We start from the raw sequence: 23,236 nt of genomic DNA on the forward strand, positions 1-23,236 counted from the left end.
CCCCCCCGGAAACGGCGCCGTTTCCGCGTCTGAGCCCGCTGCCGCGGTCTCTCAGGGGAGGGTTACCTGGGCGTCTCTGCCCAAGCAGGACTGGCAGGCTCAGGTTACCTTCCCCGACTGGGCCGGGTATGTGGACGATACTCTGGCCATGAACAGCCTGTACAGCTTTGGCGGCTATCAGGAGCAGGGCGAGCTTTATGTCACCCTGGCCACCGGCGTCACCGGCCTGCAGCTGTTTGTCAACAACGCCGAGGTGGACACCTCCTCCATGCGCGGCGGTCAGACCTACCGGGTGGATATCTCCGACCTGACCGTCAACGGAACCAACACTGTCCAGGTCTCCGCCATCACCCCCTCCAGCCTGGAGGACGCCGTCACCGTCAGCATCCCCTACCCCACCGTGATTGAGGGCACTTCCGCCGACGTGGGCATGGACGAGGAAATTCTGGGCATCATCGGCAACTACATTGACGCCGAGGTCAAGTACGGCTTCTCCGGCGCGCAGCTGGCCGTGGTGAAGGACGGCAAGCTGGTAGTCAGCGAGGCCTACGGCGCCGTCAACGGCTACAACAAGGACGGCAGCCGGATTGAGGAGGGTGACGAGAACTATGTCCCCGTCACCACCGACACCCTGTACGATCTGGCCTCCAACACCAAGATGTACTCGGTGAACTACGCCCTCCAGTACATACTCACTCAGGGCCCCAACGTGTACGACATCTCTCTGGACGACCCCATCACCAAATTCTTCCCCGAGTTTGATGACGAGGGCAAAACCATCTTCAAGGCGGGCACCAGCGAGGAGGATCAGGCCCGGATTCTCCAGTGGAAGTCCGAGCTCACCGTCCGGGACATCCTGATGCACCAGGCCGGCTTTGACCCCGACCCCCAGTACCACAACGACCAGTTCAATCAGGTCACCCAGAAGCCCGAACAGGGCGTGGACAACCCCCTGTTCTCCCAGGACCGCGCCACCACCCTCACCAAGGTGCTGGCCTCTCCCCTGACCTATAAGCCCGGCACCCAGACCGTCTACTCCGACGTGGACTACATGCTGCTGTGCTTCATCATTGAGCAGGTCACCGGCAAGGGTCTGGACCAGTTCCTGAAGGAGACCTTCTGGGACCCCATGGGCCTGACCCACATCACCTACAATCCCCTTGAGAACGGCTTTGAAAAGGACGACTGTGCCGCCACCGAGCTCAACGGCAACACCCGCGACGGCGCCATCAGCTTTAAGAATGTCCGCACCGATACTGTTCAGGGAGAGGTTCACGACGAGAAGGCCTATTACGCTATGGGTGGCGTCTCCGGTCACGCCGGTCTCTTCGCTAACGCCGAGGATCTAGCCAAACTGGCCTCCGTTATGCTGACCGGTGGCTATGGCGGCAACCAGTTCTTCTCCAAGGACATTATGGATGAGTTTACCAAGCCCAAGAGCCTGGACGCCCCCACCTGGGGCCTGGGCTGGTGGCGGCAGGCTGAGGTGGGCCGTGTGAACTACTTCACCACTCATGCCTCCAGCTCCACCATCGGCCACCAGGGCTGGGTTGGTACCCTCACCGTTATTGATCCCGAGCAGGATCTAGTTGTGGTGCTGCTGACCAACAAGAAAAACTCCCCCGTGCTGGACAACAAGGTGGACGCCAACGACTTCTATGCCGACAACATGGTTTTGGGTAGCCTGGGCTCTGTGGTGGGCTTTGTGTATGAGTCCCTCACCTCCACCCCCGACGCCATGGACGCCGCGCTGGCCCAGTTCGCCACCGAGCGCATCAAGCTGATGACCACCCACAAGGGCGCTTATGATGAGAACGCCCATATGAACGACGCCTTTGCCCTCACCGAATTGGTGGTGACCTGGGCGGAGAAGCGCCAGACCCAGGTCACCAAGGACTATGCTCAGACCGTGCTGGACAACCTGAAGCGCTATGTGGCCTCCTATGTGGACAGCTCCTACGACGGCACTGAGTACAATAAGAACAACAACACCAACGCGGAGAAGTGGGAGAAGGAGCTCCAGAGCCGCATCGACGCCATCAATGTCAGCGGCTCCGCCCCTGCCCGCCCCGCCATGACCGCCGCTGCCGTGGACTCCATACCCGGCACTGATGAGAGCGGCAAATTTACGGCAGGCTCCGACCAGAACGCCGTCTACTTCCCCCAGTGGGGCAGCGCCTCTACCTCCTACTGCTACAACAACAGCCTCACCTGGTTTGAGGGCTACGAGGGCCAGGGTACGCTGTATTTCTACCTGTACAATCCCGTTGACTCCCTGCGCATTTTTGTCAACGGCCGCGAGATGGACACCACCGCCATGAAAGGCCAGACCGGTTCCTTTGCTGTGGACGTGTCTGCCTGCACCGTCAACGGCCGCAACAGCGTCCAAGTTACCGACATGCCCATCGACACCGCCCGCCAGACCATGCTCATGGTGGCCGTCAACCCCACTGTGGTGGACAAGACCGATGACCCCCAGGCTCTGGCCAACGCGAGTATTGACGCCAAGACCCTGGAGATGATTGACTCCATCGTCAGCAACGACGTGAAGAACGGCTTCACCTCCGCTCAGTTGGCCATCATCAAGGACGGCAGCATGGTCTACTCCAACGCCTGGGGCACCGTCAACGCCTACACCCCCGACGGTACGCCCAAGACCGACAGCCCCGCCGTCACCACCGACACCCTGTACGACCTGGCGTCCAACACCAAGATGTACGCCACCAACTACGCCATCCAGTATCTGGTGGCCCAGGGCGAGCTAAATATCAACGATCCCATCACCAAGTACCTCCCCGGTTTTGTGGCCAAGACCATTGAAATCAAGTACGACACTGCCAACGGCACCGGTGCGCCCGACTTGGAGACCGCCAAGGCCTGGAAGGCCGAGCTGACTGTGGCCGACATTCTCCAGCACCAGGCCGGCTTCGCCCCCGATCCCCAGTTCCACAACGACAAATTCAACCAGGTCACCCAGCTGCCCGACCCCAACACCGACAACGTGCTCTACGCCATCGGCAAGGACAAGGTGGCCGAGGCCATCTGCAAGGCCCCCCTGGTCTATGAGCCCGGCACCAAGACCGTCTACTCCGACGTGGATTACATGCTCCTGGGCCTCATCATCGAGCAGGTCGCCGGCAAGGATCTCAACACCTTCCTGAAGGAGAACTTTTGGCAGCCCATGGGCCTGGAGCACATCACCTACAATCCCCTTGAGAACGGCTTTGAGAAGGACGACTGCGCCGCCACCGAGCTCAACGGCAACAGCCGCGACGGTGCCATTGACTTCACCGGCAACCGTACCGGCACCATCCAGGGCCAGGTTCACGACGAGAAGGCCTTCTACGCCATAGGCGGGGTCTCCGGACACGCCGGTCTCTTTGCCAACGCTGAGGATCTCGCTACGCTGGCTCAGGTCATGCTCAATCAGAGCGGCTACGGCGACAACCGTCTCTTTAGCGCAAATGTGAACGAGTACTTCACCTCCCGCAAGGACTCCTCCTCCACCTGGGGGCAGGGCTGGTGGCGGCAGGGCGACTGCGGCCGTCCCTGGTATTTTGGTGTCCAGGCATCCCGGGACACCATCGGCCACCAGGGCTGGACCGGCACTCTTACCGCCATTGACCCCGAGCAGGATCTGGTTGTGGTCTACCTGACCAACAAAATCAATTCCCACGTCACTAACAAGGAGGCCAACCCCAATCAGTTCGACGGCAACTGGTACACTGCCTCCACCCTGGGCTTTGTCTCCGCCATTCTGTACCAGGGCCTGACTGAGAACAGCTCCGCCGATGACATTCAGCCTGCGCTGGACGCTCTGCTGGGTGATATGGCTGTGGATAAGATCCGTCTGGCGGCGGCCGAGGGTATCACCGACCCCACTCATCCCCTTGTCCGCTCCACTGAGTGCATCTCCGATCTGGTTTACCAGACAGCTCAAGCGCGTCCCACTACCGCAAACCTCGCCATGGTAGATACTGTATCCGCTCAGCTTTGTGCGTTGGCAAAGTTTGGAAATGATGACCGCTTGGTTCGTGTCATGACGTATAACGTTCATTTTGGCCAGAATATGGGCAATAATTATGACCTCCAGTCTATCGCTAATGTAATTACCGACTCAGGAGCCGATATTGTCTGCCTCCAGGAGGTCGATGTCAACTGGGGTGAGCGCAGCAACTTTGATGATACTCTGGCGATTTTGGCTGAGATGACCGGTATGGAATCTTTCTATGCCTATATCTATGATAAACCCTCCTCCAGAGGGCCTGGGTATCCAAATGAGCGCTTCGGTGTGGCTTTCCTCAGTGAATATCCTATTATCTCCTCCGACAACCATGAGATCACCCGCTGGAGTACTCAGGACGGTGATCCCCAGCCTGGCGATCCCAACTTCCCCGGTACCACACCCGGCTTTGGTGAGATCGTCGTGGATGTGGACGGCGTAAATGTCCGGCTATACAATACCCACTTGGATTACCGCGGAGAGAATCCTCACGACTATCCGCATACTATTCGTCTGGATCAGGTCAATGATATGCTCAAGATCATGGATGTGGAAGCCTATCCCACCATCCTGGCCGGCGATATGAATGCCGACGTGGCGGACGGATCCGCCGCTGAGGTATTTGATCCGCTTCTTGCAAAATTTGACGATGCAGGGGCTTTGAAAGGAAAGGGAGACTGCAATTCATTCCCCTCCAATTCACCGGACAGAAGAATTGATTACATTCTTACCACTCCCTCTTCCATTGATGTTCTGAATTCTTTTGTTATCAACAGCCAAGCCTCTGACCACTGCCCTGTTGTAGCTGATTTGCTTGTCCATGGAACTACCCCCTATGTTCCCCCTACTGGCGGGGGCAATACAAAGCCCACTGAGCCTGAGTGGGAGAATCCCTACTCTGACGTGTCTGACGGCCACTGGGCATATGATGCCATCCGGTTTGTCACCGAGGAGAAACTGTTCCAAGGCGTCACTGACGGTAGCTTTGCGCCCAATATGACTATGAGCCGCGCCATGCTGGCCACCGTGCTCTACCGCGCGGCAGGCTCCCCCTCCGTCACCACCTCAGTCGGCTTTACCGATGCGCCCGGCGGCAAGTGGTACAGCGACGCGGTGAACTGGGCTGCTACTGAGGGCATTGTCAAGGGTGTGGGCGGTAGCCGCTTCGCCCCCGACGACAATGTCTCCCGTGAGCAGATTGCCGCCATCCTGCATCGGTATGCCATCGCCTCCGGCGAGGATGCCAAGGCGAACACCGCTGTGCTCAACAGCTTTGGTGACAGCACCGCTGTCCACGCTTGGGCTGCCGATGGCATGGCTTGGGCGGTGGGTGAGGGCATTCTCACCGGCAAGCCCGGTAACCTGCTGGCTCCCACCGAAAGCGCTACCCGCGCCGAGGTAGCCGTTATGCTGATGCGTTTCCTCAGCGAGTAAACCGCCATATCTTTTTCTAAATATCCGGGGAAAGGCGTTACAGCCTGCCCGCGGATATTTCTTCAAGACATTTCGCCAAAAGTACAAAATAATGGAGGACCCTGTGGGGAAGTGTCAAGATTTTTTCGCAAAAAGGTTTGCAGCTTCTGGCATGAATGAAGTCAGCCAGCAATGGAAGCATCCTCAACGGCAGCCTCCAAGTGTTTCATATTCATGTACTTCTTGTTACCCCACTGGGTGCCGGCCACATGGCGTAGCCGGGCACAGACCAGCATCAGAGCAGAGTTGCCGTCCGGGAAACTGCCCACCACACGGGTGCGGCGGCGGATCTCCCGGTTTAGCCTCTCAATGACATTGTTGGTACGGATGCGGGTCCAGTGCTCGCTGGGAAAATCGCAATAGGTCAGCGTTTCTTGAATGCCGTCCTCGACCTTCTTGGCAGCCTCCTTCAGCTTCATGGAGCGCAGCTCCTCCACAACGGATTTGGCCTTCTCCCGGGCGGCCTTCTTGCTCTCGTAAGCGTGGACCGCCTTGAGCATCTTGGCTACCAGCTTCACTTTGGAACGAGGCGTTACAGAGAAAACATTGCGATAGAAATGGAATGTACACCGCTGGTATTTGGCCTCAGGAAACACTTCTCTCACAGCCTCCAGCATACCAAAGCACGATGAGTTTCACGCCACGCAGGCCGCGGCCACGCAGCCACTGGAAGAAGCTAATCCAACTGGGCCTTGTCCTCTTTCATGCCCTCAGCGGCACCTAAAACCTCGCGGTATCCGTCCTCATTGACCGCAATTGCTACCAGAATGGCCACATTTTCAAACTCTCCGCCCCAGTTGCGGCGCAGGTAGATTCCATCCACATAGACATACGGATACCCCCCACCTTGCAGAGGACGGTTCCGCCAATCCGCAATGTGGACATACGCTTTTCTATTTCGTTCACTAATGGTGGAGGGAGAGACCTTGCTGCCCCACAGAGCCTCGGTAATGTCCTCTACACGCCGGACAGATACGCCCGCCAGGTACATCTCAATGAGTGCCTCTTCCACGCTACTCTCCCGGCGGCGATACCGCTCAATAATAGCTGTCTCAAAGGAGATTCCCTTGAGTTTGGGCACCTTGAGGGTAATATCCCCAGAAGTGGTGGTGAGGTTGCAGTTATAGTGGCCGTTGCGGTAGCTCTGGCGCTGCTCATTGCGCTCGTACCGGGCAGCCTGGGTCAACTTCTCTGCCTCGGCCTCCAGCAACTCATTGAGGGTTTCTTCGACGCTGCCGCGCACCAGTTCCTTGAGCTGCCCCTTGATTACTTCCTCGTTAAGCTGTACAATCTTTTCAGACATGGTTTGCTGTCTCCTTTCAGAATGGTGTGTCGCGACTTCATTCTACCAGAGATCTGCAAACCATGTCTTTTTCTTTTTGCGAAACCTATTTTACCTAACCTAGGCATGGTAGTGTCAAGTATTTCTCGCAAAATAAAGCATATTAAAGCAGTGGACAAAATATGGTGAGGATGCTCAACGGCGTATGCCAACGAGATCAAGCGGCTCTTTTTGCGTCCATCCAGCTCTTTAGTTGGATGGACGCTTTTTATTGGGTCGGGAAACCACCGGCTCTGCCGGTGGAGGTGCCCCGTAACAAAGCTTTAGCTTCAAGCATCGAGCGAAGTGAGCTGCTAACAACGGGTTACCAGCGATGAAAAACTTTCGTTAGAACAGTAGTTGCCCGTTTACCGGCCGTGGGGCAAGCGATGCGAGTGGAATAAATTTCAGCGCGTCTTGAGACGCATGCCGGTAATAGGCCCTTATAGGGCCAGCTCAAGTCACCGGCTTAGCCGGTGGTTATGACTTGCTGACACAAAAAATATCGAAAAAAGTTTTTAATCCGGACATGAGCTGTCCGCTTTAACCTGTATGATTCGGCCATGGAGGTGAAAGGGGGTGAGAGTGTGAGGATGAACGATCGGCAGCAGCAGCTTATCAGCCTGCTGTGTCAGCGTCGGAGTGATAGCATTCAAAATCTGGCGATGGAACTTGGTGTCTGTGAGCGAACGATTCGCCGGGATATTGAAGAACTCACACTTACTTACCCAATTGAGACTGTCCGTGGCCGATATGGCGGTGGGGTCAGGATGGCAGACTGGTACTTTCAGGACCGGCCAAAACTGACTCCCAAACAAACAGCGCTGCTCAAACGCCTAGCTATTGGGCTGTATGGTGAAGATTTAGATGAGATGAATCGAATTCTCACCCACTTTGCTTCCTGAAGGAGCCTGACTACAGGCCCCATTGTTCTTTGACAATTTCATACCAGCAGTGCGGAATCCTACATAGACAATATGTATGGCGCGCCAGGACCCAGAGGGGGCAGACAAGCCCCCCTGGTGAGCGATAACGCCTATATAACACGGCCCCGGCAAGGCCGTCGTATATTCCCTGGGTTGAAAGCAGCAGAGGCCCTGGGAGTATGCCTGTGAAGGTCTGCCAAACCTTGTCCGTACTGTTCCCAACTCATCTGGGGGCGAGCCGCAAATACGATGAGAAAAAACGAATCAGACCAAATGAGGGGGATATTCATGGATGAATACCAAGGATAACAGGCAAAATGTCCATAACGAAATCGACCATATTTTCAGAAGCCTGCTCCCTGCCCAGGGGATGGCGGAGCGTCCGGCACAGATCGTGTTGAGCCACCAGATGCTGGACGCTATGCTGGACGGCGGCATCGCCCTTTGTGACGCTGGAACTGGAATCGGCAAGACCTATGCCTATCTGGTGGCCGGGACGGCATTCCACCGTTTCCGGGCCGCGCAGGGCTTGACACCGCTTCCGCTTTTGATTTCCACCTCCAGCATCGCCCTCCAGGACGCGGTGGTGAACAGTTACCTGCCTTTTCTCTCCAAACTCCTGCTGGTAGACGGCATCCTGCGGACTCCACTGCGCGCCATCATACGCAAGGGCAAGTCCCACTATGTGTGCGATGAGCGCCTGAGACAGCGGCTGCAAGTTGTCAACCTGGAGCGGAAAAACCCCAAGGCGCGGGAGGCCCTGTTGTCTCTGCGGGATCATCTGGACCTGGATCTGGCGATCCATCTCAGTGGTTATGACCGGGAGCGCGTATGTGTTCCCCAGATATGCGACTGTGGCCGGTGTGACTGCCGGTATCTCTGCTTTATGGACGTGTGTGATTCCGGAAGGTATCAATTTCAAATCTGCAACCACAACCTGCTTCTGGCAGACGCCATTCACCGCAGCACGGGGAAGCGGCCCATCTTCCCGGAATACAGCGGGCTCGTCATTGACGAGGCCCACAAGCTGCCGGAAACCGCCCAGCAAATGTTTGGCATCACGTTCATGGCGGAAGAATTGCGGGCCCTGATCCACAGCCTGCGTCGGGAACGCTACCTGCTGGCGTCCGAGACTTTGGCGTCAGCGGCAGAACCTCTGCTGAAGGAGCTGTCCAGGCCGTGGGATACAGAACGGCCCTTCTCTTATTTCGCTGGCCTGCTGGCAGGTCCGAACCGGACACTCCTGGTGATCCACCAGCAGCTCAGCGACCTCCTGACGCCCAGCGCCCGAAAACAATTGGAGCAGGTATCCAGCAAGTCGGAACTGTTCAGCAGCCGGCGGCCTGAGATGGTGTTCTACACAGCAGAGGATGAGCGGGGCGGCTCCATGCTGTGCGCCTCCGCCGCCGACCTGACCGCTCAGTTCCGCCAGACCCTCTGGCTGCAGGACAAGCCGATGGTCCTGGCCTCCGGCACACTGGCCGTGGGCCGTGACTTCCGGCATTTTAAGGGGGAGACCGGCCTGCTGGCGGATGGCCGTGTGCGGGAATTCGTCGCACCGTCCCCTTTTGACTATAACAGAAACTGTTTGCTGTATCTCCCCCACATCTCTCCCAGCCAGGGGGACAAGGACTACTACGACCAACTGGCGGAGGAGATCATCGCCCTGCTGGACGCGGCCCATGGCCACGCCCTGGCGTTATTCACCTCCTACGCCGCCATGTCCGCCGTAAAGGAGCGGCTGCGGAGAGGGGCGCTGAACTACCCTCTGTTTACGCTGGGACGAAACAGCGCACATACCATGGAGCAGTTCAGGGCCAGCCCCGGCAGTGTCCTGCTGGCCACCGGCGCGGCCTGGGAGGGCTTTGACTTCCCAGGCGACTGCGTGTCTCTGCTTATCATCCCCAGGCTGCCGTTTCCCCTTCCCGATGCCCGCAAGGAAAAAGAGCGGGAGAAGCACCCTACGCTCCGTGCTTTCCTGCGGGCGGTGGTGGTACCGGAGATGCAGATCAAACTGAAGCAGGGCTTTGGCCGGGCCATTCGCACAGAGACGGACACCTGCGTGGTGGCCATCCTGGATGAGCGGGCCACCCAAGACCATCGCTATTTTATGGATGTAATCGCCACCCTGCCGGAGATGCCGGTCACGGACAGTCTGACGGAGGTAGAGCAGTTTATCCGAACCGTTAAGACGGAGCGCTACTTCCAGGAGGGAGCGGTGTCATGATCAACGCCAGGACGGAGCTGCAGTACCGAATCGCCCTGGGTATTCTGGCCCAGATGCGGGAGGCCAGCTTTGTTACGGAGGATGAGGCCGCTGTCATCCAGCGGTTGGCGGCGGAGAAATACCGTCCGGTAACTGTTCGGGAATTGTGATAGCTATTCCGGGCAAGGTGTGGTAGTGTTGTTGTTGCCAAAAACGGGGAAGGACGGATGCCCCGTGAATGGAACAGAAAACCTCACTGCGCGTGTCGGTATATGGCCGGGTTGGCAGCGCTGACCAGGCCTCTCGGAATTATTTGGACAATCTGGAGAACTGCCATATCATAGAGCGATAAAATAGAACAGAGAGGAGTTGGAAAGCATGGCGTTAAATGTAACTGTGATCCCACCCAAGGCGGTACAGCCGGACATCCTGCGGGTGGCGGCGTACTGCCGGGTCAGTTCTGATTCCGCCGATCAGCGCCACTCCTATGCCACTCAGATCAAGGAGTACACGGAACGGATCAACGGCCATGCTGGCTGGGAGCTGGTGGACGTGTACGCGGATGAGGGGCTGACTGGTACCAGAATGGACAAGCGGGAGGACTTCAACCGTATGCTGGCCGACTGTCGAAAGGGCAGGATCGACAAGGTGCTGGTCAAGTCCATCTCCCGCTTCGCCCGCAACACCCGCGACTGCCTCGCCTCCCTGCGGGAGCTGTTCAGGCTGGGGGTATCCGTCTACTTCGAAAAAGAGAATATTGACACTGGAACGCTCACCACGGAATTGATGGTGAGCGTTTCTGCATCCCTGGCTCAGCAGGAATCCATCTCCATCTCTCAAAACCAAAAGATGAGCTACCGGAGGCGTATGGAACGCGGAGAATTCATTACCTGTTACGCCCCATATGGATATGATATAAAAGGGAAAGAACTTGTTATTAATCCTGAACAAGCAAAGGTCGTTAAATATATTTTTGAAAAATATGTAAATGGATGGAGCGTAGAAAAAATAGCGGCCGCTTTGACACAACAGAGTATACCGACTGGCTTCGGACGAGATAAATGGTGGGATTATCCTATTCGCTATATCCTCAAAAATGAAAAATATGTTGGGGACTCTTTATGTCAGAAATTTTACACAACGGATAATTTTCCATTTGAAAATAAAGTAAACAAAGGCGAGCGAGATCAATATTATATTGAAAATACTCACCCTGCTATTATCTCAAGAGACATATTTGAAAAGGCACAGAAATTACTTGAGCGTAGATCCAGCCATAAAAAAACAACGCAGCATACCTATCCGTTGACACTTAAAATTTATTGTGGAACGTGTGGAACAGTATTTTCGCGGCGAATCATTCATGAAGGATTTTCGGCTTGGGTATGTCGAAAGCACGATAAGAAAGCATCGGACTGTCCCAATGGCCGAATTCCAGAGGCAGAATTTTATGCTGCCTTTGTACGGATGTACAACAGGCTGAAGCAGAATGAAGGGATTGTCCTGCGGCCCATGCTGGAGCAGCTGGACGGCCTGCGGACCGCCCTTCTGCGGGAGAACCCCGCCATGCTGGCGGTCAACCAGGCCATCGCCCAGGCCGCCGAGCAGAGCCACAACATCAGCAAGCTCCAGAGCGCCGGACTGCTGGACGCGGAAGCCGGAGCCGCCAAGCAGAGCGCCATCAATGCCCAATTGACGCAGCTCCGTGCGGAGCGCCGCAGGCTACTCAAGAACGACGACATTGAGGAAGCGGCGGAGGCCCTGCGCCAGACGGCAGAGGCCGTACAGCAGGGCACGGAACGGCTGGACGGCTTCGATGAAGGGCTGTTCGACACGCTGGTGGAACGGATCGTCGCGGAGTCCCAGACCCGCGTCCGCTTCCGGATGTGGGGTGGTCTGGAGCTGGTGGAGCAACTACAGGAGGCTGTGAGATGACAAACAGGAAGCTATTGTATGGATACAAAATTCAAGATGGCGGGTTGTCCGTCGTGATGGAGGAGGCCGCTGTTGTCTCCAGGGTGTACTCCCTCTACGCTGCCAGCCTGTCCTATCAAAAGATCTCGGATACCCTGAATGAAGAACACATCCCTTACAGCCGGGAACGGCCCGAATGGAACAAGCACAAGGTCAAGCGCCTGCTGGAGAATCCCCGCTACATTGGCCGGGACGGCTATCCGGCTATCGTTGACGACGAGATGTTCCAGACCGTCCAGGCAATGATCCAAGAGAAAACAGCCGGATACGACCCCAGGCCGGACCGTCCAGCCCTTCGGCTGAAGGACTGTATGCGCTGCGCCCAATGTGGCGGAACACTGCACCGGCTGGCTGGGAAGGGCCGCAGGGCGGATATGCTGTATCTCAAATGTGTCCGCTGCGCCGCTATGGTCACCATTGCGGACGCCGGGCTGCTGGATGAGGTGGCCCGGCAGTGGGCGAAGCACAAGGCGTCCCGCCAGGAGCCGTACCAGCCCTCCAGTGAGGTCATTCGCCTGACCAATGCCATCAACCGCGGGCTGGAACACCCGGAGTCACCGGAGGAGGTTGTCTCCCTGATTCTGCAGGGCGCTTCGGCCCGGTACGACTGCTGCCCCGCGGCAGCTCCATATGAGAATGCAGACCGTCCGCTGGATGTGGATCTCAACCGCATCCGGCAGGCGGTCTCTTCTATCACCATATCGGCAGACAACACGGTGGCGGTTATTTTCCAATAGACCACCGGGAAAGGACTGGAAATGAACATGGAACAGGGAATGGAACGCAGGGTTCGGGTTATCCCCGCCACAAAAAGTCCCCCAACAGGGGGAGGCAGAGGCCCCGGGCAGGGCCATCAGCGGGTGGCCGCCTACTGCCGGGTCAGCACCGACAGCAAGGAGCAGCTCACCAGCTATGAGGCCCAGAAGGAGTACTACACCCATAAGATCCAGGACAACCCTGACTGGGAGCTGGCCGGCATCTTCGCGGATAAGGGCCTCTCTGGCACCAGCATGAAGAAGCGGGCGGAGTTTAACAAGATGATTGCCGCCTGTAAGCGAGGGAAGATCGACCTGATCCTGGCCAAATCCCTCTCCCGCTTCGCCCGAAACACCGTGGACTCTCTGGATACCGTGCGGATGCTGAAGGGGCGCGGGATCGGCGTTATTTTCGAGAAGGAGAACATCAACACCCTCACAGAGTCCAGCGAATTCCTCATCACCCTGTTCAGCGGCTTTGCCCAAGCGGAGAGCGAATCCCTCAACAAGAATGTGAGCTGGGGAAAAGAGAAAAGTATGAAAGCGGGCAATGTCTCCTTCCAATACAAGAAGTTGCTGGGCTACCGCAAGGGAGAGGACGGCAAGCCGGAGATCATGCCGGAGGAGGCGGAGACGGTGCGGCGGATCTACCGCAGGTACTTGGACGGGTGCAGTCTGATTCAGATCCAACAGGAACTGGAAGCCGACCATGTACCAACCGCTCAGGGTATCCAGAAGTGGACCAGATCCGTACTCCAGAGCATTTTGACCAACGAGCGCTACATTGGCGACGCTCTGCTGGGCAAGACCTACATCACCGACTGATTAGCAAAACGGTCCGCAGGAACAACGGAGAGCGGCCCATGTACTATGTGGAGAACAACCACCCGGCCATCATCCCAAGAGAGTTGTTCCACCGGGTACAAGAGGAGATGACCCGCAGGAGCAGCAAGCGGAAGGTAATGCTGAGGTCCGGCAGGACGGAGCTGGGCAAATATTCCGCCAAGTACGCCCTGACAGAGCTGCTGGTATGCGGTGAGTGCGGCTCCCCCTACAAGCGGGTGACCTGGGCGCGGAACGGGAAAAAGCGGATCGTATGGCGGTGCGTCTCCCGGCTGGAGTTTGGGACGAAATACTGCCACAGCTCCCCCACGTTGGCCGAGGAGAAGCTCCACCGGGCCATCCTGGAGGCCCTCAACGAATTTGCCCAGGCCGGTACGGAGGTAAAGACAAATCTGCTGGAGTTCACTGCCGTGGCCTGGAACGGCGGGGAGTCTGACGGGGCCAGTCTCATCACCCTGCGCCAGCGGCTGAAGGACATCAATGCCCAGCAAGCCCTGCTACTGGACCAAGTGCTGGAACGCATGGACGATTCAGCCCTGACCACCCAGCTCAAGGCCCTTGTGGACGAGAAACAGGCCATTCAGGAGAGGATCAGCGCTCTGGAGCTGGATGCCGTCCACAGCGCCAACCAGGCGTCTCGCATGGCGGAGCTGAGGGAGTGGATGGCCAGGCTGGAGGTCAACACCGAATATCAGGATGAGCAGGTTCGTATGGCAGTTGAGAAGATTACGGTGCTGGATGCTGAGACCCTCCACATCAAGTTCAAGTATCCAGGGCTGGAGATAGATAAAAAGCTGTGCTGAACAAAGCAGGAAAAGGAGCTTGATATTATGGCGTTATATTTGACAGGCGACACTCACGGAAATTTCAGACGGTTTCTCCCGGAATCCTTCTATGAGCAGGAGACGATGACCAAGAAGGACATTGTCCTGGTGTGCGGAGACCTTGGAGGGGTGTGGTACGGAGACAAGCGGGATGACGATGGGCTGGACTTCCTGGAGAGGCGGCCCTTTACCACGGCCTTCGTCCCCGGCAACCATGAGAACTACGACGCCCTGCGCACCTACCCGCTGGAGGAGTGGCACGGCGGAAAGGTGCGGCCCATCCGCCCATCGGTGCTCATGCTGGAACGGGGCCAGGTGTTTGAGTTGGGCGGGAAGCGCATCTTCGCCATGGGCGGAGCCAGCAGCCACGATATCCGGGACGGCATTCTGGAGCCGGACGACCCCTTGTTCCAAAAGAAGTTCCAGAGACTGAACGCCCAGGGCGCGCTGTTCCGGGTAAACCACCGCTCCTGGTGGAAGGAGGAGCTGCCCAGCGAGGAGGAGTACGGGGAAGCCAAGGCCAATCTGGAGAAAGCAGGCTGGGCGGTGGACTACATCGTCACCCACTGCGCTCCCACCAGCATTCAGAACGCCCTGCTCCGGGAACACTCCGCGCCGGACGCCCTGACGGACTTCCTGGAGGAAGTCAGCCAACGGTGCAGGTTCAAGTACCACTTCTTCGGACACTACCACAGCAACCAGGTCATCCAGCAAAAATATGTCCTGCTGTACGAGCAGATCCTGCGGCTAAAATGAGGCAGGTCAACTGGACAGGTTAAGGCAAAACAGGGGGCCGGAGTGAACCGCCGACCCTCTGTTTTGCCTTAAATCCATATGATGAGGTGTTCCACAATGAAAAAAGAGACTTACAAGATCCCGTGTCCCAAGCACATTCTCTTTGGGGACCCGCTTTATTTTGAACAATTCAAGGGAAAGAAACTGCAGAGCCTCGTAGCAGACTTATAAGCCGCCCCAGTATTTTGAAGCCCGTCTGGTGTTGCTGTAGGAGAAAAGCGAGGAACTTGAGGGTTTCATAGAGTGGAGCATGACTCTCTACCTAACCCCTGCGGAGGACATGAAAACATACCTGGACGAAATGAAATACAAGGATCAGAGGGTGACGCAAAAGATGATCGGCGTTGACACCGCCAAGTATATGCTGGAGATTGACGGCCGCTCAGATGAGATCCACACAGGCGGGGACGGCTGCTGGGGGAACGAAGTGGAGCTGTACCGCAGAGTTGGGAAACAAAGGGTTTCCGATGCCATGATAATCTCTGTGGCGATGCGGGAAGAAACAGACTTTGAGCGTATGCGCCAGATGGCCCGCTACTTTTTCCCGGAGCTGCAGCAGGTGGACAGAGGCGTAAAGAAAAAGAAACGCGGGGATACAGCAAGATAAAGCAGCCAAATTTGCTGTGGGCCGGCGTTCCCCTCTATGCAAAGCTGAAAGGTAGTGGTATAGTAAGTATAAAAGGACAGGAGTCCTATCAGGCAGAGAGGAATAAGATTGCAGAGCTCATGGTGTCCCGGCCCATCTATTCTACCATTTTGTCAAAACGATAATGGGAGTTTAGCTCTATTAGAGTATACAATAACACCAGAAGACAAAATTTTCAAGTCCGACTGATACAATAGTTGTCAGTTTGGATTCAGTCGTGAAGCTGACCCCTGGGGAAAGATTATTGGATATGTTATTTAATGGACAACTAAAATAGATGCCCAAAAACTGCATGGGTATGGGAGGAGTCACGATGGAGTTCAAAGCATTTCAACTAATTATTGGTGGTCAGATTCCAACAACAAATGAGATATTAAGCATTGCAGCTCATGGACAATCTACTTATCGCTCTGCAACTGAACTGTACTTGATAGAACGATCAATGGAAGATGATAATCGCTTTTTATGGATTTCTTGTCGATACGATAACGCAGAATTATATAGCGATGAAGTATATGATGAAGAGAGCGAACAATTACAGAAGAATCCCAGACGAAAAAGTCAAGTAGAACCTAGAAAACAACTCTTTATCTGTTATGATATTGCACAAGCTGTTTTATATCTTAGCGATCCTGCAAAGAAAGCCTTTGTAAAAGGGTATTTTCATTTAACACTACAAAAAACAGTTGAAATTAAGAATATATATTCCTCTATCGATGATTTCGAAGCAACAGTTCGATTTTTGAAATCAGCAAGATTTGCTCAACGGAGATGTACATATAATTTAACAGAAGACAGCATATTTAATAGGGTCTCAAATATCTATGGATTTGATATCCCTGATAAAATAAAACTAAAAATTGATTGGACACAAATACCTATAGAAAATGCCAGAGGTTTCATCCGACGCATGAAAAATATGTATGATTCTGGGGCATGTGATGATATCATTTTTATCGGACTAGATGATAACCAAGTCGAACAATCTTTTAATCTATCGACAATAATAAAAAGCATTAACATAAATGTTGCCAAAGATGAAAACCAGCATTATGATTCTGATGAAGTTAAAAATAGCCTATTGCATGAGATTAGGTGATAGCTTGTATAGAAAACATAAAATAGCTATTGGTGTAGTGGCTATTGTAATCATTATACTTGAGTTTTGGCTGAAGGTTGATTATTTTGAAGTTGCGGATCATTCAATTTCTGTAATTGCTATAGCATTAGGTATTTATATTGCTGCTCTGACTGCACTTTTGGGAAGTAAGACAATGACTGCAATGAAAAATGCTCCGGATCCAAATGTACCAGGCAAAAGTAAATTAGGAGTCTTAATAACCTACTTCCGAGCAGCAATGCTTTGTGGCTTAGTGAGTATTGTAATAAGTTACATTTCAATTTTTAATAAAACCAATGGGTGGTTTTCAAATTATTTACATAGTGAAATTGTTTTATCATCTCTTGGGTTTGCTTTGCTTTCTCTAAATTTCTTGTTTATGTGGTTGCTTTTTTCTTTCATTGTTAATAGTATTATCCGTGAAGCTTAGTAGGACAAACTTATGATATACCAAAATGAAGATAGGGTGTGGCACTCTGAACAGGGAAGCGTATCTTTTTTGTAGCTACCGTCCATGTCGGAGCAAGCTATGGATCGCTTGCTCCGACTTATTTTATATGTCAGAGCGCGCTCACGCCGCTGCTCCTCCTTTCCAAACAGAACCAGCTTACGCTGGGCTTCGGTTTGGGGCCGCCCTGTGTGCGGCTTTTTTCTTGTCGGTTTTAACCGTCTGTTCCAAATTTGAAAGCCACGTCTTAGCCAATTGAGGCTGAGACGTGGTTTTTAAATTTGTAATACCTCTATGATATGCTGGCAATCAGTCATGCTATAGTGGTGTTTTACTACAAAATATTATCTGGATTTTGCAGGCGAAAGGAAAAGATATAATTTTGGAATCAGAGGATATGGCATGTAGCTTGTAATAAAGAGCGAAAATTGATTACAATTAGCATATAAGCAATTTTGGAAGGATTTTCTGTCAACATGAAGGGGGCATGAAAATTATATCTGAACAGCTTCAGCGATATAGTAACACCCACACCGCATGGTCTGGTGATGACCGGGACGCTGTTACAATGCTCCAGGCATTTTTGGGCTCGGGCGGAAAATCAGTGAGAGGTTCTCGACTGAAGACACATGGCCTAATACGGATGGGACGTTTGAATTAGTCCCGTCTCCAGAGGTGTCTAGGCGGCCAAAGCGGAGCTTTGTGGTCCAGAGTAAGGGAACCTCGACCCCGCAGATATCGCTGGACGGCGCTGTCCACTATCGGCTACGGGATCTTGCCTTCCCTGCATATGTGGCTTTGGAGGTTACGCTGGACCCCGGTATCTTGTTCCTGGTGTTAAATACGGGGAAGCGAGGGCAGGAGCGCGTATTCTGGAAGTACATTTCCCCCAGGTTTCTCGCGTCGCTCGATTTTAGCAAGGACTCTGCGGTGATCCGCTTTACCGGCGGGGACGAGATCAAAAACACGGAAGAGTCTGGGGATGACTTCGTCTGTAGCTGGACGGGATCTCCGACGACCACTCCTTGGGCTTTCGGTCGTCCCCTTTCAGTTGGCCTATACAGTCTCCATTCACAAGGCGCAGGGCCTCGAGTACAATTCCGCCAAGGAGGTCATCCCCAGCAGCAATTCCGAGCAGATCTCCCACGGCATTTTCTATACAGCCATCACCCGTGCAAAGGAAAAATTAAAAATCTTTTAGAGTGCGGATACAATCAATCAGATTATCGACGGGTTCGGCAAGGCGGCCGGCGGCCGGTTGGGTCTGAATATCATCAAAACACAATTTCTGAATGCCGAGGCAGCAGGACCGCCACCTGTCTCTTGACTTTTGGCCTGCATGGAGTATAATAAGGGTGCACAGCCAAGTTTATATGGAGCATCATGACTCTGCGCGAGTGCTGCCCTTCGGGCAGGCGCAGGGATGAGGGAAGCCGGTGGGAGTCCGGAGCTATACCCGTAGCCGTATGTGCTTGAGGTTGCCGTTCGAGGCGTGAGCCGGTCATTGGGGCAGGGCCCTGAGAAGGCGGAACGGCAGACGCAGGAGCGAGATCGCTCTGGAAAGGCACGAGCCGGAAGACCTATGGTGTTTGAGCGTGGGGCGCACGTCGGTGTGCGCCGGGAAAGCGCGCGGAAAAGCGGGCGCGGCGGATCATGGGATCTGCCGCGGCCGCAGTTTTATGCAGGAGACAGTGACGACGAGCAGAAAGGAAGGAGACCGCTATGCTGAATCTCACCTGGATCAAGAACCCCGACCACGTATCCTACTGTAAGGAGAACGAGGTGCTGCCCCGGTTGGCGCGGGAGCTCGGCATCGCCGACCTGGCACAGCAGGTAGAGGAATTCCGGACCCACCCCACGGCGGAGGGGGTAAATCTGAAAGGGAAGAAGCGTACCACTTTGAAGCTGTTCATCCCCAACCTGACCTTCCCGGAGCCGGTGGAGATGGGGGAGAACGTGTGGATCTATATGGGGGAGCTGTGCCCCGCCTACTGTCTGTTTACCCCTTGGGAGACAAAAGAGAATTGACGCAACGGGAAGGAGATACGGTTATGGGCGAACAAAAAAAATACTGGGAGGGCAAGCACTTCGCTTTCTATACCAACAAGGAGTGCGAATATTACCCCTGCCACCCGGTGCCGGAGGGGACGGAGTTCAACTGCCTGTTCTGCTACTGCCCGCTTTATATGCTGGGGCGGAAGTGCGGGGGAAACTTCACCTATTTGGAAAGCGGCGTCAAGGACTGCAGCAAGTGCCTGGTACCCCACCGCCGGGAGAACTATGGATTTATTGCCGACAGTTTCCAGAAGATTGCTGGCGAGATGGCGGAACGGGAGAAGAAGGAAGGACAGTAAACGAAGGTTCCAGCCTATACATTCCGAGATGCACATGGAAAAAGCGCCCAACTGCTATGCGCAGGCGGGCGCTTTTTTAGGCATAGGTAGCCGTTCATTTAACAGGTAGCGGGGAGGCATCCTGTTTCAGAAGGGTGTTGCCCGCCATACTGCTGATGACCGGTGCGCCGATCCGGCGGCTCATGTCCAAAGAGGCCACGGTGCAGCGATCCAGATCAATGCCGCAGCCGATATCCATTTTGTGGAGTAGATTGACGAAATCTTCGGTGGGAATGTTCCCCTTGGCATTGGGAATCACGGGGCAGCCGCCCATGCCCGCCAGGGATACGTCAAACCGGGTAAAGCCCAACTCCATGGCTTTCACACAGTTGGCAAGACCAAATCCCTCAGTGTTGTGGATGTGCAGTGAGATCTGCTCTGGCCGGAAGCGCTCCAGAATTCCCCGCAGGATGCGCTCGGTGTGGATTGGATCGGCCTTTCCGGCAGAGTCTCCCAGTCCCAGGGAGGAGGCCCCCAGCTCCATGGCCCGCTGGGCGTAAGCCAGGGTTTTCTCCAGGGGAGTGGCGTCACCGAAGGGGCAGCCGAAGACCGCGCCCAGGGCCGCCTGTACCTGGAGGTCCGGGAGGTTGGCGATGGCCTCCAGGGTGGCGAAGGCCCTGTCCGGCGTGGAGCCGAAGCCCTGGCCGAAGGCGTCGCTGACGGAGAGAAAGAAGTCCACGTGGCGGATACCCAGCGCCCTGGCCCGTTGGGCGGCCTCTACGCTCTCCACCAGGGCAGTCACCTTGACTCCCCTCTCTGCGGCATAGGGGAGCACCGCCTGACAGAGCGGCTCCAGATCCAGGTACTGTCGGCCACGTACGGGATCTGAGCTGAAGACGCCGATCTCCAGCTCACGGGCGCCGTAGTCGATCATACTACAGATAAGCTCCCGCTTAACCTCGGTTGGAAGGACGGTCTTGAATTTCTGCCAGCCGTCCCTGGGGGCAACCTCCCTCAGGGAAACCAAAGAGGGATAATTCATGGCGAAACGCTCCTTTCAAAAGAAGAGGCACACCGCGGACACCAGAATAACCACCGCCGCATAGAGCAGCATGGCCGCGATACCGTAGGTCCAGATGAATTTGTTGTCCATGTTTTTCCGACTGAGCAGGATGGCGGCCTGACCGCTGGACGCGTAGGTGAGGTAGGCCACCATGGAGCTCAGCGAGATGGCCACGGCCAGGATGGTGATGTCATACCCTGCCTCCACCAGGGGACCGCTCAGGGTGGATACCAGGGAGGAGACCACCAGCAGGGTGGCTGTGTTAGAGAAGAAGTTGGTGAGCACCAAGGTAATAAGTACCGTCATGGCCACAAAGAGCAGGGGGCTGTGATTGGAGAAGAGGCCACCCAGGGCCTGCGTCAGCCAGGCTTTGATGCCGTACTCGTCGGCCACCAGCAGGCCGCCGATAGCTGCCATGGAGGCCACGGCCATGACAATGGGCCAGCTCACGCCCTTGGTGAAGGCCTCCACAGGGCAGAAGATCTGTTCCCCGTCCACCCGGATAAGGGCCAGCACCGCCAGGGCCACTGAGGTAAAAAGAACGGTGTCCATTTCCTTTAGGGCGCTCAGCACCGGCATCTCAGGCCAGTAGGGGCTGGTGAAGGAGTGGAGGGCGATGATCAGAAAGGCGGCCAGGGGGATCCACTGTCTCCGGGTCAGGCGCAGGGGCTTGTCCGCCAGGGCCTGGGCCAGATCTACCCGGCCCAGGGCTCGGATGTCGCACCGGAAGAGGAAGCGCAGGGCCAGAGCGAAGACGGCGCAGAAGGCAATGAGAATGGCAAAGGCCTCCGCCACGAAGCGGAAGGTGGCTACCTGCACCCCAGCAGCGGACAGAAAGAACTGCCCTGCCGCCAGATTAAGGGCCGCCATGCTGCCGATGGTCATAGGGCCGATACACATGGTGATAAAGGCGCCCAGGCATAGCAGGCGGGCCAGCTTGCTTTTGGGCTCGATACCGGCCTCGGCGTAGATTCCATCCAGCAGGGTGAAACCCACGATGAGGGCGCCGAACACCCCCATGAAGGCGGCGGCCAGGCCAAAGGCGAAGAGGAGCATCATCACCATGACCATCGGGTATTTTTGAGTGAATCTGCGGGTCAGGAGGAACCGGGCGATGACCTCGCCGGTGTTGTCCCGGATGATGACGTAGCACAGGGCATAGAGCACCACGATCTGCCACACATAGGAGGCGCCCATAAAGGAGCTGATCACCTGGACAGGGGTCTGAATGCCGTTGATTACCAGGCCGCCCATGGCGAACAGGGCGCACAGGATCAAGTCGTTGGTGGTCAGGATGCCGATAATGGCACCCACAAACACGCAGGCGATGGACACGCCGGCGGGGGTGATCCCGTCAGCCCAGGACGGGATTAGATGGGGGAGCAGGAGCATGCTCGCCAGCATGGCCAGCGTCCCCAGGTAGTAGATCCGCGAGCTGTGCTTGGGGGATGCGTTTGTCTGTTTCATCGTTCTTCCTCCTTCTGTCTTTGGTGCGGTTTCACCGCACACCTCTCTCCATGGCAACTATAACACGGGTCGGCTTATTTGTTAAATTCATGTTTTTCCTTTTTATTTATAAGGAAATGTTATATAATGGCCATACCACGAGGAGGTGGCCGTATGACTATCGCGCAGATGTCCCATTTCTATGCGCTCTGCCAGTCCGGAAGCTACACTCAGGCGGCGAAGCAGCTATACATCACCCAGCCAGCCCTGAGCAAAAGCATCGCGGCGCTGGAGAGCGAGCTGAACCTCAGGCTGGTGGAGCGCAGCACACGGACAGTGGCACTGACAGCGGCGGGGGAGGAGTTCGCACGGGCGTGTGAGGAGATGCTGGAGGTATATCGTAAGGGGGTGAACAATGCCCGGACGGCGGCGGGCGACATCTCGGGCCTGGTCCGCTTCGGCCTGCCCCGGGACCGGGTCTGCGATACCTTTGCCGGCCTGCGGCGGCATATCGAGGAGGAATACCCCAACCTCCGGCTGGAGCTGCGCTTTTACAGCGAAAACGGCCTTCTCCGCGCCCTGGACGACCACATGGCAGACTTCGTCCTGGCTTTCGGCCGGCCCCGGGCGGACAACGTGGGGCGGCAGAGCCTGTCCGTCAGCCAGATCTGCGCCGTGCTGCCCGGCGGCCATCCCCTGGCTGGGGCGGGAGAGCTGAGCTTCTCTCAACTGCGGCATGAGGCGTTTTTGGTCCCAGACTACAAAATCTCCGGTGTGGAGTTTGACACGGTGGTAACTTATGCCGGCCGGAATGGCTTCTCACCCCACGTGGTCCAGGAGGCGGACTCCATTCCCCAAATCTTCACCATGGTGGCCTGCGGATGCGGGATTGCTGTTTTGTCTGAGCTCTATCGCTTCAGTGCCGGAGAGCACGTGGTCTTCGTCCCCCTGAGAGATATCCCGCCCAGCGAGGAGCATCTGCTCTGGCGGCAGCGGGATGACAAGTGCTTAAATGCCATTGTGGAGCTGGCCCGGCGTTACTACGGAGGCGGGATGTAGG

The 23,236-nt window shown here is 55.7% G+C and carries 18 protein-coding genes, 1 pseudogene and 1 riboswitch; of the genes and pseudogenes, 16 read left to right on the plus strand and 3 right to left on the minus strand.

Annotated features, from left to right (window positions below; genetic code table 11):
- Positions 1-5,437: penicillin binding protein PBP4B (gene pbp4b / locus ACESY8_RS09905; RefSeq protein ID WP_498794723.1), on the plus strand; the 5,437-nt coding region annotated here is incomplete at its 5' end.
- 161 nt (positions 5,438-5,598) lie between these two features.
- Here the strand turns inward: pbp4b and ACESY8_RS09910 are convergent.
- Positions 5,599-6,779, minus strand: a pseudogene (locus tag ACESY8_RS09910) (IS256 family transposase).
- Between the two features lie 581 nt (positions 6,780-7,360).
- Between ACESY8_RS09910 and ACESY8_RS09915 the strand changes: the two are divergent.
- The 14 genes from ACESY8_RS09915 to ACESY8_RS09980 all read left to right on the plus strand — a co-directional run bounded on the left by ACESY8_RS09915 (position 7,361) and on the right by ACESY8_RS09980 (position 19,688).
- The gene (locus ACESY8_RS09915; protein WP_054339169.1) at positions 7,361-7,702 is read left to right on the plus strand and encodes a DeoR family transcriptional regulator; all 342 of its coding nucleotides are present in this window, start codon (positions 7,361-7,363) and stop codon (positions 7,700-7,702) included.
- 313 nt (positions 7,703-8,015) lie between these two features.
- Positions 8,016-9,950, plus strand: coding sequence for an ATP-dependent DNA helicase (locus tag ACESY8_RS09920; RefSeq protein WP_434307711.1), 1,935 nt, complete (start codon positions 8,016-8,018; stop codon positions 9,948-9,950).
- A complete protein-coding gene (locus ACESY8_RS09925) occupies positions 9,947-10,099 on the plus strand; it encodes an SHOCT domain-containing protein (RefSeq protein WP_164468436.1) in 153 nt (50 codons plus the stop codon). Before ACESY8_RS09920 ends, ACESY8_RS09925 begins: the two co-directional genes overlap by 4 nt.
- A gap of 208 nt (positions 10,100-10,307) precedes the next feature.
- Positions 10,308-11,864 (plus strand): recombinase family protein, encoded by a 1,557-nt coding sequence (locus tag ACESY8_RS09930; RefSeq protein WP_087360771.1) that lies wholly within the window; start codon positions 10,308-10,310, stop codon positions 11,862-11,864.
- A complete protein-coding gene (locus ACESY8_RS09935; RefSeq protein WP_054339170.1) occupies positions 11,861-12,640 on the plus strand; it encodes a recombinase family protein in 780 nt (259 codons plus the stop codon). Before ACESY8_RS09930 ends, ACESY8_RS09935 begins: the two co-directional genes overlap by 4 nt.
- 21 nt (positions 12,641-12,661) lie before the next feature.
- Positions 12,662-13,483 carry a recombinase family protein gene (locus ACESY8_RS09940; RefSeq protein WP_275556845.1) on the plus strand — a complete coding sequence of 274 codons (822 nt, stop codon included), beginning with the start codon at positions 12,662-12,664 and terminating at the stop codon, positions 13,481-13,483.
- Positions 13,484-13,521: 38 nt separating this feature from the next.
- Positions 13,522-14,304, plus strand: a complete 783-nt coding sequence (locus ACESY8_RS09945; protein WP_275556846.1) for a recombinase zinc beta ribbon domain-containing protein — start codon at positions 13,522-13,524, stop codon at positions 14,302-14,304.
- A gap of 27 nt (positions 14,305-14,331) precedes the next feature.
- Positions 14,332-15,081: a metallophosphoesterase family protein gene (locus ACESY8_RS09950; protein ID WP_054339171.1), complete on the plus strand. Its 750-nt coding sequence runs from the start codon at positions 14,332-14,334 to the stop codon at positions 15,079-15,081.
- Positions 15,082-15,400: 319 nt separating this feature from the next.
- Positions 15,401-15,727 carry a hypothetical protein gene (locus tag ACESY8_RS09955; RefSeq protein ID WP_152970512.1) on the plus strand — a complete coding sequence of 109 codons (327 nt, stop codon included), beginning with the start codon at positions 15,401-15,403 and terminating at the stop codon, positions 15,725-15,727.
- A 352-nt stretch (positions 15,728-16,079) separates the two neighbouring features.
- Positions 16,080-16,865 carry a hypothetical protein gene (locus tag ACESY8_RS09960; RefSeq protein ID WP_204681946.1) on the plus strand — a complete coding sequence of 262 codons (786 nt, stop codon included), beginning with the start codon at positions 16,080-16,082 and terminating at the stop codon, positions 16,863-16,865.
- A complete protein-coding gene (locus ACESY8_RS09965; RefSeq protein ID WP_152970514.1) occupies positions 16,819-17,316 on the plus strand; it encodes a hypothetical protein in 498 nt (165 codons plus the stop codon). Before ACESY8_RS09960 ends, ACESY8_RS09965 begins: the two co-directional genes overlap by 47 nt.
- Before the next feature lie 1,000 nt (positions 17,317-18,316).
- On the plus strand, positions 18,317-18,535 hold the full coding sequence (locus ACESY8_RS09970) for an ATP-binding domain-containing protein (protein WP_024724436.1): 219 nt from the start codon (positions 18,317-18,319) through the stop codon (positions 18,533-18,535).
- Between the two features lie 182 nt (positions 18,536-18,717).
- A riboswitch (cobalamin riboswitch) is annotated at positions 18,718-18,936 on the plus strand.
- A gap of 120 nt (positions 18,937-19,056) precedes the next feature.
- Complete coding sequence (locus ACESY8_RS09975; protein WP_024724435.1) at positions 19,057-19,362, plus strand: hypothetical protein; 306 nt, start codon at positions 19,057-19,059, stop codon at positions 19,360-19,362.
- 23 nt (positions 19,363-19,385) lie between these two features.
- Positions 19,386-19,688 carry a cysteine-rich small domain-containing protein gene (locus ACESY8_RS09980; protein WP_024724434.1) on the plus strand — a complete coding sequence of 101 codons (303 nt, stop codon included), beginning with the start codon at positions 19,386-19,388 and terminating at the stop codon, positions 19,686-19,688.
- Positions 19,689-19,782: 94 nt separating this feature from the next.
- On the opposite strand, the gene ACESY8_RS09985 is transcribed toward ACESY8_RS09980, so the two are convergent.
- Together ACESY8_RS09985 and ACESY8_RS09990 are read right to left on the minus strand one after the other, a co-directional pair.
- On the minus strand, positions 19,783-20,709 hold the full coding sequence (locus ACESY8_RS09985) for a hydroxymethylglutaryl-CoA lyase-like TIM-barrel protein (RefSeq protein ID WP_054339173.1): 927 nt from the start codon (positions 20,707-20,709) through the stop codon (positions 19,783-19,785).
- A gap of 15 nt (positions 20,710-20,724) precedes the next feature.
- Positions 20,725-22,197 (minus strand): SLC13 family permease, encoded by a 1,473-nt coding sequence (locus tag ACESY8_RS09990; protein ID WP_054339174.1) that lies wholly within the window; start codon positions 22,195-22,197, stop codon positions 20,725-20,727.
- Between the two features lie 153 nt (positions 22,198-22,350).
- On the opposite strand from ACESY8_RS09990, the gene ACESY8_RS09995 reads away from it, so the two are divergent.
- A complete protein-coding gene (locus ACESY8_RS09995) occupies positions 22,351-23,235 on the plus strand; it encodes a LysR family transcriptional regulator (protein ID WP_024724431.1) in 885 nt (294 codons plus the stop codon).
- The last annotated feature ends 1 nt before the right edge of the window (position 23,236 follow it).

The sequence above is a fragment of the Clostridium sp. ATCC BAA-442 genome (assembly GCF_964239415.1).
GTDB lineage: Bacteria > Bacillota > Clostridia > Oscillospirales > Oscillospiraceae > Flavonifractor > Flavonifractor plautii.